This window comes from Pseudomonas sp. ANT_J28, from assembly GCF_008370005.1.
GTDB classification, from domain to species: domain Bacteria; phylum Pseudomonadota; class Gammaproteobacteria; order Pseudomonadales; family Pseudomonadaceae; genus Aquipseudomonas; species Aquipseudomonas frigoris.
Map to the genome: position 1 here is coordinate 21,029 of NZ_VOBM01000038.1, position 15,615 is coordinate 36,643.

General features: G+C 60.4%; 14 protein-coding genes. All 14 read right to left on the reverse strand.

The genetic code is table 11. The features are described from left to right. Positions 1–58: 58 nt before the first annotated feature. The 14 genes from FQ187_RS23030 to FQ187_RS23100 all read right to left on the reverse strand — a co-directional run bounded on the left by FQ187_RS23030 (position 59) and on the right by FQ187_RS23100 (position 15,608). Positions 59–388, reverse strand: coding sequence for a hypothetical protein (locus FQ187_RS23030; RefSeq protein WP_149631231.1), 330 nt, complete (start codon positions 386–388; stop codon positions 59–61). Further along, the gene (locus tag FQ187_RS23035) at positions 385–1,299 is read right to left on the reverse strand and encodes an alpha/beta hydrolase (RefSeq protein ID WP_149631232.1); all 915 of its coding nucleotides are present in this window, start codon (positions 1,297–1,299) and stop codon (positions 385–387) included. The genes FQ187_RS23030 and FQ187_RS23035 overlap by 4 nt, the downstream gene beginning before the upstream one ends. 148 nt (positions 1,300–1,447) lie before the next feature. Continuing rightward, positions 1,448–2,725 carry a flavohemoglobin expression-modulating QEGLA motif protein gene (locus FQ187_RS23045; protein ID WP_129441557.1) on the reverse strand — a complete coding sequence of 426 codons (1,278 nt, stop codon included), beginning with the start codon at positions 2,723–2,725 and terminating at the stop codon, positions 1,448–1,450. A gap of 37 nt (positions 2,726–2,762) precedes the next feature. Next, positions 2,763–3,317 carry a hypothetical protein gene (locus FQ187_RS23050; RefSeq protein WP_149631233.1) on the reverse strand — a complete coding sequence of 185 codons (555 nt, stop codon included), beginning with the start codon at positions 3,315–3,317 and terminating at the stop codon, positions 2,763–2,765. A 72-nt stretch (positions 3,318–3,389) separates the two neighbouring features. Then, positions 3,390–4,106, reverse strand: coding sequence for a TetR/AcrR family transcriptional regulator (locus FQ187_RS23055; protein ID WP_046048164.1), 717 nt, complete (start codon positions 4,104–4,106; stop codon positions 3,390–3,392). A 102-nt stretch (positions 4,107–4,208) separates the two neighbouring features. After that, entirely contained in the window at positions 4,209–5,711 is a 1,503-nt protein-coding gene (gene lysS / locus FQ187_RS23060; RefSeq protein ID WP_128870052.1) for a lysine--tRNA ligase, read from the reverse strand. Between the two features lie 71 nt (positions 5,712–5,782). After that, positions 5,783–6,878, reverse strand: a protein-coding gene (gene prfB, locus FQ187_RS23065; protein ID WP_149631234.1) for a peptide chain release factor 2 whose coding sequence is annotated in 2 segments (ribosomal slippage) — positions 5,783–6,805 and positions 6,807–6,878 — 1,095 coding nt in all. Because the reading frame shifts where the segments join, the coding sequence is not laid out codon by codon here. Positions 6,879–7,160: 282 nt separating this feature from the next. Then, complete coding sequence (locus FQ187_RS23070; RefSeq protein WP_149631235.1) at positions 7,161–8,162, reverse strand: PleD family two-component system response regulator; 1,002 nt, start codon at positions 8,160–8,162, stop codon at positions 7,161–7,163. A gap of 47 nt (positions 8,163–8,209) precedes the next feature. After that, positions 8,210–9,220, reverse strand: coding sequence for a chemotaxis response regulator protein-glutamate methylesterase (locus FQ187_RS23075; protein WP_149631236.1), 1,011 nt, complete (start codon positions 9,218–9,220; stop codon positions 8,210–8,212). Continuing rightward, entirely contained in the window at positions 9,217–11,505 is a 2,289-nt protein-coding gene (locus tag FQ187_RS23080; RefSeq protein WP_149631237.1) for a hybrid sensor histidine kinase/response regulator, read from the reverse strand. The genes FQ187_RS23075 and FQ187_RS23080 overlap by 4 nt, the downstream gene beginning before the upstream one ends. Next, the gene (locus tag FQ187_RS23085) at positions 11,502–12,185 is read right to left on the reverse strand and encodes a chemotaxis protein CheW (RefSeq protein ID WP_149631238.1); all 684 of its coding nucleotides are present in this window, start codon (positions 12,183–12,185) and stop codon (positions 11,502–11,504) included. The genes FQ187_RS23080 and FQ187_RS23085 overlap by 4 nt, the downstream gene beginning before the upstream one ends. Next, on the reverse strand, positions 12,182–13,453 hold the full coding sequence (locus tag FQ187_RS23090; RefSeq protein ID WP_149631239.1) for a protein-glutamate O-methyltransferase CheR: 1,272 nt from the start codon (positions 13,451–13,453) through the stop codon (positions 12,182–12,184). Before FQ187_RS23090 ends, FQ187_RS23085 begins: the two co-directional genes overlap by 4 nt. Then, on the reverse strand, positions 13,450–13,986 hold the full coding sequence (locus FQ187_RS23095; protein WP_149631240.1) for a chemotaxis protein CheW: 537 nt from the start codon (positions 13,984–13,986) through the stop codon (positions 13,450–13,452). The genes FQ187_RS23090 and FQ187_RS23095 overlap by 4 nt, the downstream gene beginning before the upstream one ends. Beyond that, on the reverse strand, positions 13,986–15,608 hold the full coding sequence (locus FQ187_RS23100) for a methyl-accepting chemotaxis protein (protein ID WP_149631241.1): 1,623 nt from the start codon (positions 15,606–15,608) through the stop codon (positions 13,986–13,988). The genes FQ187_RS23095 and FQ187_RS23100 overlap by 1 nt, the downstream gene beginning before the upstream one ends. Positions 15,609–15,615: the final 7 nt, after the last annotated feature.

Here is a 15,615-nt window from a genome sequence, read left to right on the forward strand (position 1 = left end):
ACCGCGTGCTTTTGTAGGAGCTGTCGAGTGAAACGAGGCTGCGATCTTTTCGGGCGCGCTACGGTTGCAGCTTCTGCGGGGATTCCTCACCCATGCAGCGCACGGCTTTTTTCTTGTTGTTGACCAACACGCCGCTCAGGCCTTTCTGTTCGGTGTCGAACATCACCAACACGCCATCGATGCATTGCGCGACTTGCGGGGCCGGTTCCAGGGAGACTTTGTAGTCTTCACCCGGCACCGTCTTGAGCATGGTGAAGTCGCTGAGCAGCAGCGCATCTTCGGGTTTGGCGAAGTGCAGGAAGCCGTAGAACCACAGGGCCCCAACGGTGCCGAGGATGCTGCAGATACCGGTGATGATCAGCGGGATGGCGTTACGTTCTTCACTCATTGCGGACTCTCTGGTGGTTCATCTTCAGAATTTTTCGGCGCCGGGTAATTCGGGACTTCGCCCAGGCGGCGCAGACCATTGAAATGCTGCGGGTCGTCGAGAAAACGCAACATGACTTTGCGCCAGACCGGGTCGGCGAACGTCTGCACATGACCGCCACGGGTCAGTTGCAGCACCCGCGGCGGCGGCGCAGCTTGATACAGACCGATGCCGTTGGAAAGGGGCACGATCGGATCGTCGATGCTGTGGTAGATCAGTTTTGGCACGCCATTGAGCTGCGCCATGGAATGGATCGCGCTGTCGCCGTCCGGCACCAGCCAGGACAGTGGCACCTGAAACAGCCAGGTCATCCAGGATTGACTCAGAGCAAATTGACCGATACTGCGGTAACTGGCGGGCACGCCGTCGAGGACGAAGGCCTTGAGTTGTTTCTGGCGTTCGGGGTGCTGAACCAGGTAGTGCACGGCCATCGAACCGCCAAGGCTTTGACCCAGCAGGATCAGCGGCTTGCCCTTGACCTCCGGCGCCTGATCGAGCCATTTGAACGCGGCGTCGATGTCCTGGTAGATCTCCGGCAGCGTCGGTTCACCCTCGGACAATCCATAACCGCGATAGTCCAGCAGCAGCACTTGATACCCTTCTTTGGGTAACCACCAGCTCCCCCCAAGGTGCATGGGCAGATTGCCGCCGTTACCGTGCAGATGCAGTACGGTGCCTTTGACCTCGACACCTTTTTTTGCCGGCAACCACCAGCCGTGCAGCTTGAGGCCGTCGGCGGTGGTGAGGGTGACGTCGCGGTATTCGAGTTTGGCTTTTTCCGGGGTAAACAGCTGGCCGGGCTCAGGGTAGAACAGCAGCGAGCTGCAGCCGCTCAAGGTCAGGAGAAGGCAGAAGAAGCCGAGGATTCTCATCCGATGAAACCTCGTGAAGTTTGGTTGGAATACGGACCAAATGTGGGAGCGGGCTTGCTCGCGAATGCGGTTGAACATTCAACATTAATGTCGACTGACACACCGTATTCGCGAGCAAGCCCGCTCCCACATTTGGACGGCGTACACGTTAGAGGATATTGGAGTAATCCGCTTCGATCCGGTCCAGGCTCAAGTGGTTGAGGAAGTTGGAGAAGCACATCCACGCCGACAGCGCGTTCAGGTCACGGAACTGATCCGGCAAATACTTCGGTGGCACCACCAGCCCTTCATCCACCAACTGGCGCAAGGTCCGCATGTCTTCCAGCGTGGTCTTGCCGCAAAACAGCAGCGGTATCTGCTCAAGCTTGCCTTTACGCACGGCCAACTGAATGTAGTTGTAAACCATGATAAAGCCCTTGAGGTAGGACAAGTCTTTGGTAAATGGCAGACCTGTCGGCACCGAACCACGGAAAACCCGACTGGCGTTGCCGTAGCTTTCCGCCATTTCAAAACCTTGCTCGCGGAAGAACTCAAAGATCTGCAGGAAGTCCGCGCCCTCCTCCACCATGTGAATGGCACGGGTGCGGTTGGTCAGTTTGCGCAGGCGGCTCGGGTACGAGGCAAAGGTGATGATTTCCATCAGGATCGCCAGGCCTTCCTGAGTCACCGTCGACGACGGCGGACCTTTGGAGAGGAAGGTGCAGATCGGCTGGTTCAGACCATTGAGCGTGGTGCCCACATGCACCAGCCCTTCATGGACTTCCAGAGCGCGCACGTCTCGGTCGTTGAACATCGCGTCGGCGCGGATCTTGATGTAGTCGGCGCCAGCCGCCGCATCGGCGACGATCCCGTCGGACTCGAATACGCGAATGGTTTCCTCGGCCTCGCCGAATACCTTGTTCAGGCGGGTTTGCAGCAGGTGGACGGCTTCCTTGGCGGTGAGGATTTTCGGTTCGTCCTTCAGGTCGCCACGGCCATCGATATTGTTCAGGTAATCCGAGAGCATCAGGCCCAGGTCGGAAAGGGTCGGATCGCCGGCGTGGAACGCGTCGGAAGCGGCACCGTAAAGCTCCTGTGAAATCAGCCCGAAATCCTCGGTGCCGCGCGCTTCGAGCATGCGCACCACCATGCGGTATTCCTTGCACATGCGGCGCATGATCTGGCCAACCGGGTTGAACTGACCAAGCTGACGGGTGATGTCGCGCTCGATGTTCTGGAATTCCAGCTTCACCTTGCTGGAGTCGAACGCCAGCGGCCGGTTCAGGTAGTAATCGCGGTCCACCGCCGGCATTTCCTTGCCCTTGGCCTTGAGGAAACCCTTGCGGATGTTGTCGTCCCACTTGACTGCATCGAGGACGCGAATCGGCGTCTGCGCCAGCACAATGCGATCGGACAAAATGCGTATCGACTGCTGGTAATCGTCCACCCGAAACTCCTGTAGAAAAACCGTTTACGTGCTGGGTTTATTTGGCTTTGGCCAGGCGCTGATAGCGCACGGCCTCGACGAACACATCGGAATTGGCCGGGTCGTCAAGGTACGCGAAGACCTGGTCCAGATTGTTGTTGATCAACACGCCGTCGCCGTCGTCGGTCTGGAAGCCTTCGCCGCTGAGGACTTTTTGCCTCAGGGCCTGGTTGATCTGCTCGAGGTCGAGGTTATAGACCACCAGCTCATGCTTATCGGTGAGTTCAAAACCCAAGAGAGTGAAATGCCCGCCGAATTGCGCCGGCACCTTCGTCGACAGGTACCAGCGACTGCCATGGCGGGTCACCGTGAAGGGATAGGCTTCACGCTCCTTGGGTTTAGCCTTGAAGTAGCTGACGGCCTGATAGTGATTGTCGCCCAGGCGCGTCAGCTCCAGATTCAGCGGCTCGCCCCAGGCGTTGGTGCTGGTCCATTTGCCGAGCAACCCTTTAGGCGCGGGCTCGCTCGAGGGCAGCGGCTCCTTGAAGGTCACCAGACAGCCGCTGAGCAGCAGGAACGACAAGGCGATCACAACGACACGCCAGGCTTTCATTCAACACTCCCTTTGAACACACGCGGACCTCAAGTGAACACCGCTCCCACAGGGGTGTGGGTTCCTTCAGGGTTACACCGACGCCAATACCAAATGCATGTAGCGAGTCAGGATGCCGAGCATTTCGGCTTCGGCGACAGGCTCGGCATCGTTGAGCAGGCCCTGATATTCCATCCGTCCGATAATCGCCGTCAACACTTTGGCATCCTGTTGTGGCTCGCGGGAACCCAACACCTCGAAAAAATGGCAGGTGCCTTGCAGAAGAATTTGCTGATGCGAGCGCACCAACTCCGCCAGGCGTGGGTTCAACAGGGCCTCCTGACGGAACGCCTGCTCGGCCATCAAGTGTTCGCGACGGTTGTGCAATTGGCGCTGCACATAATCGGCGGTCAGGCGTGCGATATCGTCGGCCAGCTGGGAACGCGACTCGGGGCTGCCATCGCCATAGGCGACCATCTCGCGCAGCAGGCCCTCATTGCTGGCCCACAACTTGGCCATGAACGCCGCGCTGCGTTCCACGTATTGGGCAAAGGTATCGGTGAGCAGGTCATCGATATCCTTGAAATAGTAAGTGGTGGCCGACAGCGGCACACCGGCCTCGGCGGCCACCGCGCGGTGACGCACGGCCCGCACGCCATCGCGCACGACAATGCGCATCGCCGCATCGAGAATGTCCTGTCGACGCTGCTCACTGCCCTGTCGGCTGGCCTTGCGACCCTGGTACTGAACACTTTCAGCGACCGCAGTGGCGACGTCCGCTGCACCCTCTTGAGCAATTGCACGGTTCACGACAGGTATTCCTCTCTTACTTCAAAAGTAACCAATTGATACGTTTGTACCAGACAGGCAATAAAAAGCCGCCTGTTTTAGGCGGCTTTTTTATTGAAACACTTACGCTTGTGGCCGCATGTGCGGGAACAGGATCACGTCGCGGATCGACGGGGAGTTGGTCAGCAGCATCACCAGACGGTCGATGCCGATACCTTCACCGGCCGTTGGCGGCATGCCGTACTCCAGCGCGCGAACGAAGTCGGCGTCGTAATGCATGGCTTCATCGTCGCCGGCGTCCTTGTCGGCCACCTGAGCCATGAAGCGCTCGGCCTGGTCTTCCGCGTCGTTCAACTCGGAGTAGGCGTTGGCGATTTCGCGGCCACCGATGAACAGCTCAAAACGGTCGGTGACATTCGGGTTCTCGTCGTTACGACGGGCCAGCGGCGACACTTCGAACGGGTACTGAGTGATGAAGTGCGGCTGCTCCAGCTTATGCTCGACCAGCTCTTCGAAAATCATCACCTGCAGTTTGCCCAGACCTTCGAAGCCCAGCACCTTGGCGCCGGCCTTCTTGGCGATGGCGCGGGCCTTGTCGATGTCGGTCAGGTCGTCAGCGGTCAGCTCAGGGTTGTACTTGAGGATCGAGTCGAACACCGACAGACGCACGAACGGTTCGCCGAAGTGGAACACTTTGTCGCCGTAAGGCACGTCGGTGCTGCCCAGAACCAGCTGTGCCAGTTCGCGGAACAGCTCTTCGGTCAGGTCCATGTTGTCTTCGTAGTCGGCGTAAGCCTGGTAGAACTCCAACATGGTGAATTCAGGGTTGTGACGAGTCGAAACGCCTTCGTTACGGAAGTTGCGGTTGATCTCGAAGACTTTTTCGAAGCCGCCGACAACGAGGCGCTTGAGGTACAGCTCAGGCGCGATACGCAGGAACATTTCCATGTCCAGCGCGTTGTGGTGAGTCTCGAACGGCTTGGCTGCCGCACCACCCGGGATGGTTTGCAGCATCGGCGTTTCCACTTCCAGGAAGTCACGCTGCATCAGGAAACTGCGGATGTGCGCAATCACTTGCGAACGTACGCGGAAGGTCTGGCGCACGTCTTCGTTGACGATCAGGTCAACGTAACGCTGGCGATAGCGCTGTTCGGTGTCGGTCAGGCCGTGGTGTTTGTCCGGCAGCGGACGCAGGGACTTGGTCAGCAGGCGCACTTCCGTCATTTCGACGTACAGGTCGCCCTTGCCGGAACGCGCCAGGGTGCCAACGGCTGCGATGATGTCGCCCATGTCCCAGGTTTTCACCGAGGCCAGGGTTTCTTCGGACAGGGTTTTACGGTTGACGTAGACCTGAATGCGACCGGTCATGTCCTGGATCACCATGAACGAGCCACGGTTGAGCATGATGCGACCGGCAACCTTGACCGGAATCGCAGCCTCTGCCAGCTCTTCCTTGGTCTTGTCCGCGTACTGTTTCTGCAAGTCTTCGCAGTAGTTGTCGCGGCGGAAGTCGTTCGGGAAGGCATTGCCCTTGGCGCGCTCGGCAGCCAGCTTTTCCTTGCGCAGGGCGATCAGGGAGTTTTCTTCCTGTTGCAGGGCTTGCGGGTCGAGTTCTAGGTCGCTCATGTCTTTAAAAATTCCATCACAGGTTCGTTGCCCCCACCGATGGCAGGGGACTTAAGGTCTTGACTGGCGGTTTACAGGCCTTGCTTCAGGCTGGCCACCAGGTATTCGTCGATATCGCCGTCGAGCACCTTGTCGCAGTCACTGCGTTCGATGTTAGTGCGCAAATCCTTGATTCGCGACGCATCGAGCACGTAAGAGCGGATCTGGTGACCCCAGCCGATGTCCGACTTGGTGTCTTCCAGGGCCTGGGAGGCGGCATTGCGTTTCTGTACTTCCTGCTCATACAAGCGCGCCCGCAACATTTTCATCGCGGTGTCTTTGTTGGCGTGCTGGGAGCGTTCGTTCTGGCAGCTGACCACGGTGTTGGTCGGTACGTGCGTAATACGGACGGCCGAGTCGGTGGTGTTTACGTGCTGACCACCGGCACCGGAGGAGCGGTAGGTATCGATGCGCAGGTCCGACGGGTTGATGTCGATTTCGATGTTGTCATCGATTTCCGGCGACACGAACACGGCCGAGAACGAGGTGTGGCGGCGGTTACCGGAGTCGTACGGGCTCTTGCGCACCAGACGGTGCACGCCGATTTCGGTACGCAACCAGCCAAAGGCGTATTCGCCCTTGATGTGGATTGTGGCGCCCTTGATCCCGGCGACTTCACCGGCCGACAGCTCCATGATGGTCGCGTCGAAACCGCGTTTGTCGGCCCAGCGCAGGTACATGCGCAGCAGGATGTTGGCCCAGTCCTGGGCCTCGGTACCGCCGGAGCCGGCCTGGATGTCCAGGTAAGCGTTGTTGGCGTCCATCTCACCGCTGAACATGCGACGGAATTCGAGTTTTTCCAGGGACTCGCGCAGACGCTCGACTTCGGCAGCGACGTCATCGACGGCAGCCTGGTCTTCTTCTTCGGCGGACATCAGCAGCAGGTCTTTGGCGTCGGCCAGGCCTGTGTGCATTTCGTCGAGGGTTTCGACGATCTGAGCCAGCAGCGACCGCTCGCGGCCCAGCTCCTGAGCGTACGTCGGGTTGTTCCAGACATTCGGATCTTCAAGCTCGCGATTGACTTCAGTCAGACGCTCATGCTTTTGATCGTAGTCAAAGATACCCCCGAATAGTTTCGGAGCGCTCGGACAGGTCCTTGATACTGTTAAGGATCGGGTTGATTTCCATGGCGGGCAGCACTCGTTGGCGAACTTTTGAAAGCCGGCGAGTATAACGTAATCAGGCTGTCACGGCAGCCCGCCTGGCGGCTTTAGGGGCGAATGGTTTTCGCGGTGCTGAGCACTTGTAGCAGCTGCCGAGCCCGCGAGGCTGCGTTCGGCTGCGAAGCAGTCGTAAAGCCGGACAACGCGGTCATTCAGGCAAACCGCGTGTACAGGGTTTGCGAGGACTTCGTCCTCGAACGCAGCCTCGCGGGCTCGGCAGCTGCTACGGGTATCGTGCGTCAGTGGGTTACTCAATCCCCACCTGATTACGCCCATTGTTCTTAGCCAGATACAGCCCCTTGTCCGCCGCCGAGATCAATTGACGGCAATCGCCGCCCGGTTGCGGGGTCATGGTCGACAGGCCGATGCTGATGGTCAGGCTCGAACCTTCTGCCGGGAAAACATGTGGAATCTTTAGCGAAGCCACGGTCTGGCGAAGTTTTTCCGCCACCAGTCGCGCGCCGCCCGGCGAAGTATTGGGCAACACCAGGGCGAATTCTTCGCCGCCATAACGGGCCGGCAGGTCCGAAGGTCGCGCGCTGGCATCACGAATCGCCGTGGACACTTTGCGCAGGGCTTCATCGCCTTCAAGGTGGCCGAAGCTGTCGTTGTAGGACTTGAAGTAGTCGACATCGATCATCAGCAGCGACAGTTGACTCTGGTCACGCAGCGAACGGCGCCACTCAAGCTCCAGGTATTCGTCGAAATGCCGGCGGTTCGACAGCCCGGTCAGGCCGTCTGAGTTCATCAAGCGTTGCAGCACCAGGTTGGTGTCGAGCAACTGCTGCTGGCTGACCCGCAACGCGCGATACGCTGCGTCACGCTGTAGCAACGTCATGTAGGAGCGCGAGTGATAGCGGATGCGTGCCACAAGTTCGATGTTGTCCGGCAACTTGACCAGGTAATCATTGGCCCCGGCCGCAAACGCCGCGCTCTTGATCAGCGGGTCTTCCTTGGTCGACAGGACAATGATCGGGATGTCCTTGGTCGCCGGATGGTTGCGGTACTCGCGCACCAGACTCAAGCCATCAAGACCGGGCATCACCAGATCCTGGAGGATCACCGTCGGTTTGATGCGGATCGCCTGGGCGATGGCCTGGTGCGGGTCGGCGCAGAAGTGGAAGTCGATGTTGCTTTCGTTCGACAACCCGCGGCGCACCGCTTCGCCGATCATTGCCTGATCGTCCACCAACAACACCATGGCGGCGTTTTCGTCGGTTTTAAAGTCGTCGAGCTGTAAATCATTCATGGGCAGTCACCTGAGTACTACTTGGGCCAGATTGCTGTGAAAAGCCTTCATTTTGGGAAAATCTCCAGCAATCGTGGCGCTATCTTTTCCAGTGGGCGAATCTCCACCGCTGCGTCGATGGCCGCTGCCGCCTTCGGCATTCCGTACACCGCGCTGCTGTTCTGATCCTGAGCGATGGTCAGGTAGCCCTGTTGGCGCATGAGTTTAAGCCCCTGTGCGCCATCGCGTCCCATGCCGGTGAGCAAAACACCCACGGCATCGCCGTTCCAGTAATTGGCCACGCTCTCGAAGAACACATCGATCGAGGGCCGGTAGATCTCGTTGACCGGTTCGGCGGTGTAGGCCAGCGTACCGTTTTTCAACAAGCGAATATGATGATTGGTACCCGCCAGCAACACCGTGCCGGCCTGCGGAGGCTCGCCTTCCTGGGCCAGGCGCACATTCAGGCCGCTGGCGCTGCTGAGCCATTCGGCCATGCCGGCGGCGAACACCTGGTCAACATGCTGCACCAGCACGATGGCGGCCGAAAAATCTCGCGGCAACCCCTTGAGCAATACTTCCAGCGCGGCCGGCCCACCTGCCGATGAGCCAATGGCGATCAGGCGCTGGCGCGAAGCCGAACTGCGCAGCGGGCTCGGGGCGGCTCGCTCCCGATTGCCCCGGTCACCGATCAGCCAACCGATGTTGATGATCTTGCGCAGTAACGGGGCCGCGGCCTCTTGGGCATTGCCGGCACCGATGGCCGGCGTATCGACCACATCCAGCGCTCCGTGGCCCATCGCCTCAAACACCCGATGCACGTTCTGCTCGCGGTCGACTGTAACGATGACAATCGCACACGGCGTATCAGCCATGATCCGCCGGGTCGCCTCCACGCCATCCATCACGGGCATGATCAGGTCCATCAGGATCAGATCCGGCGTATTTTCCGCGCAACGCTGCACCGCCTCGGCCCCATTACTGGCGACCCAGACCACCTCGTGTGCCGGATCGAAGGCCAGGGCGCGGCGCAGAGCCTCTACCGCCATGGGCATATCGTTGACGATTGCGATTTTCATGCACGCGCTCCTCCAATGAGCTCAACCACCGCGTCAAGCAGGGCGTCGTCATGAAAACTGGCTTTGGCTAGGTAATAGTCGGCTCCAGCGTCCAGTCCACGGCGACGGTCCTCTTCACGATCCTTGTAAGACACCACCATAACCGGAAGGGATTGCAGGCGATTGTCCCTACGCAATAAAGACACCAGTTCGATGCCATCCATGCGTGGCATATCGATGTCGGTAATCAGCAGATCGAAATTCTCCGAACGCAAGGCGTTCCAGCCATCCATACCGTCCACCGCCACCGCCACGTCGTAGCCGCGATTGAGTAACAACTTGCGTTGCAGCTCACGCACGGTCAGCGAATCGTCGACCACCAGAATCCTTTTTCGAGCCGCTTCAACCACCTGGCTGCCCTGACGGGCAATGCGCTCAAGACGCCCGGTATTGAGCAGTTTATCCACCGAACGCAGCATGTCTTCGACGTCGACGATCAACACCACCGAACCGTCGTCGAGCAGGGCCCCGGCGGAAATGTCCTGCACCTTGCCCAGACGCTCGTCCAGCGGCAAAACGACCAACGTCCGCTCGCCGATAAAGCGCTCGACCGCCACGCCGTAAATCGCCTCGCGCTCGCGAATCACCACCACTTTGAGGGTTTGCTGACTGTTCTGGCTCGCCGGACGCTGCAACAGCTGACTGGCCGCGACCAGCCCGACATGCCGGCCTTCGTGCCAGAAATGCTGACGGCCTTCGACCTGGACAATATCCGCCGGCTCCAGATCGCACATCCGTTCGATGTGGGCCAGCGGAAAGGCATAGGCCTCGTCACCGACTTCCACCACCAGGCTGCGCACCACCGACAGGGTCAGCGGCACTTCGAGATGGAAGCGACTGCCCTCGCCCGCCGCCTGCTCCAGCACGACCGCGCCGCGCACCTGGCGGACCATGTGCTGGACCACATCCAGACCGACGCCGCGCCCGGAGACTTCGGTGACCGTGTCGCGCAGGCTGAAACCCGGTAGAAACAGGAAGGTCAGCAGCTCATCTTCACTCAACTGCGCGGCGGTTTCGGCGGGGGACAATTGGCGTTCGATGATGCTGCGGCGGACCTTTTCCAGATCGACGCCATTGCCGTCATCGCTCAGTTCCAGCACCAACAAACCGGCCTGATGGGAAGCCCGCAAACGGATCAGGCCTTCAGCGGGTTTGCCCGCCAATAGCCGTTGCTCCGGGGATTCGATGCCGTGATCCACGGCATTGCGCAACAGGTGAGTCAGGGGCGCTTCAAGTTTTTCCAACACGTCACGATCGACCTGGGTTTTCTCGCCCTCGATCTCCAGTCGCACCTGTTTACCTAGGCTGCGACCGAGGTCGCGGACCATGCGCTCTTGCCCGGTCAACACATCGGCAAATGGCCGCATGCGGCAAGCCAGCGCGGTGTCATACAACACTTGCGCCCGTTGACTGGCCTGCCAGGCGAACTCATCCAGCTCGGCGTTCTTTTCCACCAGCAATTGCTGAGACTCTGCCAGTAGCCGACGAGCGTCTTCGAGGGCTTCCTGGGCCTCCAGGCTCAAGGCATGTTCCTTGAGGTGGACGTTGAGGTTTTCCAGTGCCCGCAGGCCGTTGTTCTGCATACGCTTGAGGCGTTGCATGGTGGCCAGGTGCGGCTTGAGCCGCAGGGTTTCCACCAGGGATTTGCTCGACAGGTCAAGCAGGCTGTTCAGGCGTTCGGCCGTGACTCGCAGTACCCGCTCGCCGTTTTCGGTGGTGCGTTTGGCCTTGCGCGGCGGCTCTGCGGGTTGCAGTTCGGCGACCGGGATGGGCGTCTCGACCCTGGGCGTCGGTGGTTCGAGCTGAAGTTCCGCCATCACTGGGGCGACAGGCGCAGTGACCGGCGCGGGCGCCGCCATCGGATCAAGCAACAGCGCCATCAAGACCACATAGGCCTCGATTTCCGCAGGTTCAGGGTTGTTGTCCGGCGTCGCAATGCGCGTCAGCAAATCGGTGCCTTGCAACAACGCATCAATGTGCTCGGGCCGCAGGTACAGGTGCCCTTCCTGGGCACTGACCAGGCAATCTTCCATCACATGCGCGACGCTGACCCCGGCATCGACGCCGACGATCCGCGCCGCGCCCTTGAGCGAGTGCGCCGCGCGCATGCACGATTCGAGGTGATCGGCCTGGGTCGGGTCGCGCTCCAGCGCTAGAAGACCTGCGCTCAGCACCAGCGTCTGGGCCTCGGCTTCCAGACTGAACAGTTCCAGCAAAGAGGCGTCGCGCATTTGCTCGGGGGTCATGTAAGGCTCCGGGTCACGGCGGACAGCAGCTGTTCTTCATCCAGCCAACGCAGACTGCGACCTTTGAATTGCAACACGCCACGGGTGTATTTGGCGCTGGCCTGAGTACCAGAGCGGGACGCCGCCTCGAGGACGCGTTCGTCGATGGCGTGAATCCCGTCCACTTCATCCACCGGTACCACCACCGGTCCGCCGTGGGCGGCGATGATCAGCATTCGCGGCATGACCCGCGCGCCGGACGCCACGCTGCTGGCGCCGTCGAGCCCCAGCAATTCCACGAGCGACAGGCACGCCACCAACGCGCCGCGCACATTCGCCACGCCGAGCAAGGCCCGGGAGCGTTGGTGCGGCAGGGAATGAATCGCTTGCAGCGGCGCCACTTCCACCAGACTGCGAGTGGCCAGGGCCAGCCATTCTTCGCCCAGACGGAACATCAGCAGCGAACGGGTTTTCACCTCGCTCTCGACCGCCGTGGAGACTTGCCCGCGGTCTTCCTGATGTAACGCGTAGCGGTCGAGCAAGCGCGTCGCCGCGGCCGAATACACCGCGCAATTGCGGCAGTGAATGTGATCGCTCAGTAGCGGGCAGGACTTGTCGCCGTGGATACCGATGCGGTTCCAGCAGTCGTCGATGGCCTGGGCATCTTCATGGGTGAGGCTAAAGGTGTCGGCGGCGTTCATCGGTTACGCTCACTGTCAGCGGCGCGCTCACTGCGGGCGGCGCGGTCCTGCAATCGTCTGGCTCCCGCCGTGTCGCCCAAGGATTGCAGCAACGCCGCCAGGTGCATCAACGCGTCGGGATGTTGCGGGTCGAGGTACAACGCCTTGCGATAAAAACCCTGAGCCTCCAGGACTCTGCCGCCGACATCGCTGAGCAAGCCCAGCCAGTAAAAGACCTGGGCCACTGGCTCGTGACTGTGCAAATAGCTATCGCACGCGGCGCGGGCCTCGGCACTTTTGCCTTCGTTGGCCAGCGCGGCGATGTTCGCCAGCAGCGTGGCGGTGTCCGGGTTGGCGACTTTCGTCACGACAGGGAGCGGCGCCACCGTTGCGAAGGGCCGGTTGCGAACGGGCGGCGGTGTCACGCTGCCCACCGGTTGGTGCACGGGCAGAGGCGTCGGCACGAACGTCGCAAAATGCTCCGGCTCAGGAGCGCTTTGACGACTGAACGCAAAGGACTGCGCGATGCCGATCGAACGCATGCCGAAACGGCCGAGCAAACTGCCCTCGGCCGGGCCGATAAACAGCACGCCATCCACATGGGTCAAACGCTTGAGCACTTCGAACACTTGTTGCTGGGTCGGCTGATCGAAATAGATCAGCAGGTTGCGGCAAAACACAAAGTCATAAGGCGGCTCGTTGGCCAGCAACGTCGGATCCAGCAGATTGCCGACCTGCAAACGCACTTGTTCAATCACTCGCCCGCTGAGGCGATAGCCCTCGCCTTCGGCGGTGAAATGCCGGTCGCGAAAGGCGATGTCCTGACCCCGGAACGAATTCTTGCCGTACAGCGCGCGCCGGGCTTTTTCCACCGACAACGGACTGACGTCCATGCCTTCGACCTTGAACTGGTGCGGCTGTACCCCGGCATCGAGCAACGCCATGGCGATGGAATACGGTTCTTCACCGGTGGAACACGGCAGGCTGAGAATCCGCAGCGCGCGCATATTGTTGATGTCGCTCAGGCGTTTGGTGGCCAGTTTCGCCAACGTGGCGAAGGATTCCGGGTAACGGAAAAACCAGGTCTCGGGGACAATCACCGCTTCGATCAGCGCCTGCTGCTCGTCCTGCGAACCCTGCAAGGTGTGCCAGTACTCATCGGCCGTCAGCGCGTTGGACGCCGTGCTGCGCTGGCGCACCGCACGCTCGATGATCGCCGGGCCCACCGAGGTCACGTCGAGACCGATGCGCTCTTTGAGGAAATCGAAAAACCGCTGATCGCTGCTCATGGCCGCTCCTCAAACAGCGCCAGGTCCAGCGGCGTCGACGGAAACAACAGCGCGCGAACCTGATCGTCGAGCAAGTCGGCGACCCGCACCCATTGCAGCAAACCCTGGACATCTTCACGCACCGGCCCGAGGTACGGCGCCTGGCGATTGTCCAGGCCATAGGGCTGAAAATCCGCCGGGTTGCAGCGCAAGGTATCGGTGGCCTGTTCCAGAATCAGCCCGAGCAATTGCGCCTCAGCGGTTTCATCCGGACGGTAATTGACCAGCACCAAGCGTGTGCTGGTGCGGGCCTGGGCCGGTTGGCCAAAGGTCAGCGCGCTGAGGTCGATCACCGGCACCACCGCGCCGCGATAGGCGAACACCCCGGCGACCCAGTCCGGTGCGCGGGGAATCTGCTTCAACGGCAGACGCGGCAGCACTTCCGCCACCTCGATAGCCTGCAAGGCATAGCGCTCGTTGCCGATGCGGAACACCAGAAACAATGATTGCAGCGCCGGCTTCACGGCGGTGCGTTGGGCCGTGGATTCGCTCATCAGACTTTGAATCGCGAAACGCCGCTGCGCAGCCCTACGGCCACCTGGCTCAGCTCATCGATGGCGAAACTGGCCTGGCGCAGGGACTCGACGGTCTGGCTGCTGGCATCGCCCAACTGCACCAGCGCGTGGTTGATCTGCTCCGCGCCAGTGGCCTGGGCCTGCATGCCTTCGTTGACCATCAACACCCGCGGCGCCAATGCCTGAACCTGATGGATGATCTGCGACAACTGCTCGCCGATTTGCTGCACCTCGGACATACCACGGCGCACTTCTTCAGAGAACTTGTCCATGCCCATGACCCCGGCCGACACCGCAGACTGAATCTCGCGCACCATCTGCTCGATGTCGTAGGTGGCGACGGCGGTCTGGTCAGCCAGACGTCGCACTTCGGTGGCGACCACGGCAAAACCGCGGCCGTATTCACCGGCCTTTTCGGCTTCGATGGCGGCGTTGAGGGACAGGAGATTGGTCTGGTCGGCGACCTTGACGATGGTCACCACCACCTGATTGATGTTGCCGGCCTTCTCATTGAGGATCGCCAGTTTGGCGTTGACCAGATTGGCCGCGCCCATCACCGAGTGCATGGTCTCTTCCATCCGCGCGAGGCCTTGCTGCCCGGAACCGGCGAGCACCGAGGCCTGATCGGCGGCGGTGGAGACTTCGATCATCGTGCGCACCAGATCCCGCGAAGTGGCCGCAATCTCACGGGACGTTGCGCCGATTTCGGTGGTGGTGGCGGCAGTTTCGGTGGCGGTCGCTTGCTGTTGCTTGGAGGTGGCAGCGATCTCGGTCACCGAGGTGGTGACCTGCACCGAGGAACGCTGGGCCTGGGACACCAGGGACGTCAGCTCGGTCATCATGTCGTTGAAGCCGGTTTCCACGGCGCCGAATTCGTCCTTGCGCGCCAGGTTCAGACGACCGCTGAGATCGCCGGCACGCATTATTTCGAGGATCTGCACAATGCGGTTCATCGGTGCCATGATCGCGCGCATCAACAAAAGACCACACAACCCGGCACTAAGGACTGCGACCAGCAACGAAATGCCCATGATCAGCTTCGCCGCTGCTACCGATGAAATGATCGAGTCAGTGGCCGCCTCAGCCGATTCCCTGTTGAATTCAATGAGTTCATCCAGCTGTTTTCGGCCGGCAGCCCATGCGGGGGTCAACTGTTCGGCGAGTATGCGACGGGCCTGCTCGAAGTCCTTATGCTGGTAGACATCGAGTACCTCTTCGAGCAGCTTGTCATATTGATCGTGCAGCTTTTCAAACTCCTCGAATCTTGCCTGATCATCTTTCTCGAAAATGGTACCCCGGTAGCTGGCCATCGAGCGTTGCAGCCTTTCCTCAATACCCTTGTACAGATCCTTGTCAGCCTGGGTCATGTCTCGACCGCCCCCCAGCCCGATCAGTTGCTGGGTCAGCACGTAATCATCGACCCAGGCACCGCGAATCAGGGAACTGTAGTGAATCCCGGGAACACTGTCCAAGCGCACAACGTTCTCACTGGACTCAATCGACAGTAAACGGGAATACGACACGACGACCATCAGCAACATGATGGCGATAATCACCGCAAAGCTCGCCAAGATGCGTTGGCGCAACGTCCAGTTCTTCACAGTCAGT

What these genes read in the sequence shown, in the direction of transcription:
- FQ187_RS23030 (WP_149631231.1), bottom strand. Translation starts at nt 388, where the DNA reads ATGAGTGAAGAACGTAACGCCATCCCGCTGATCATCACCGGTATCTGC.
- FQ187_RS23035 (WP_149631232.1), bottom strand. Translation starts at nt 1,299, where the DNA reads ATGAGAATCCTCGGCTTCTTCTGCCTTCTCCTGACCTTGAGCGGCTGC.
- FQ187_RS23050 (WP_149631233.1), bottom strand. Translation starts at nt 3,317, where the DNA reads ATGAAAGCCTGGCGTGTCGTTGTGATCGCCTTGTCGTTCCTGCTGCTC.
- lysS (WP_128870052.1), bottom strand. Translation starts at nt 5,711, where the DNA reads ATGAGCGACCTAGAACTCGACCCGCAAGCCCTGCAACAGGAAGAAAAC.
- FQ187_RS23070 (WP_149631235.1), bottom strand. Translation starts at nt 8,162, where the DNA reads ATGAATGATTTACAGCTCGACGACTTTAAAACCGACGAAAACGCCGCC.
- FQ187_RS23075 (WP_149631236.1), bottom strand. Translation starts at nt 9,220, where the DNA reads ATGAAAATCGCAATCGTCAACGATATGCCCATGGCGGTAGAGGCTCTG.
- FQ187_RS23080 (WP_149631237.1), bottom strand. Translation starts at nt 11,505, where the DNA reads ATGACCCCCGAGCAAATGCGCGACGCCTCTTTGCTGGAACTGTTCAGT.
- FQ187_RS23085 (WP_149631238.1), bottom strand. Translation starts at nt 12,185, where the DNA reads ATGAACGCCGCCGACACCTTTAGCCTCACCCATGAAGATGCCCAGGCC.
- FQ187_RS23090 (WP_149631239.1), bottom strand. Translation starts at nt 13,453, where the DNA reads ATGAGCAGCGATCAGCGGTTTTTCGATTTCCTCAAAGAGCGCATCGGT.
- FQ187_RS23095 (WP_149631240.1), bottom strand. Translation starts at nt 13,986, where the DNA reads ATGAGCGAATCCACGGCCCAACGCACCGCCGTGAAGCCGGCGCTGCAA.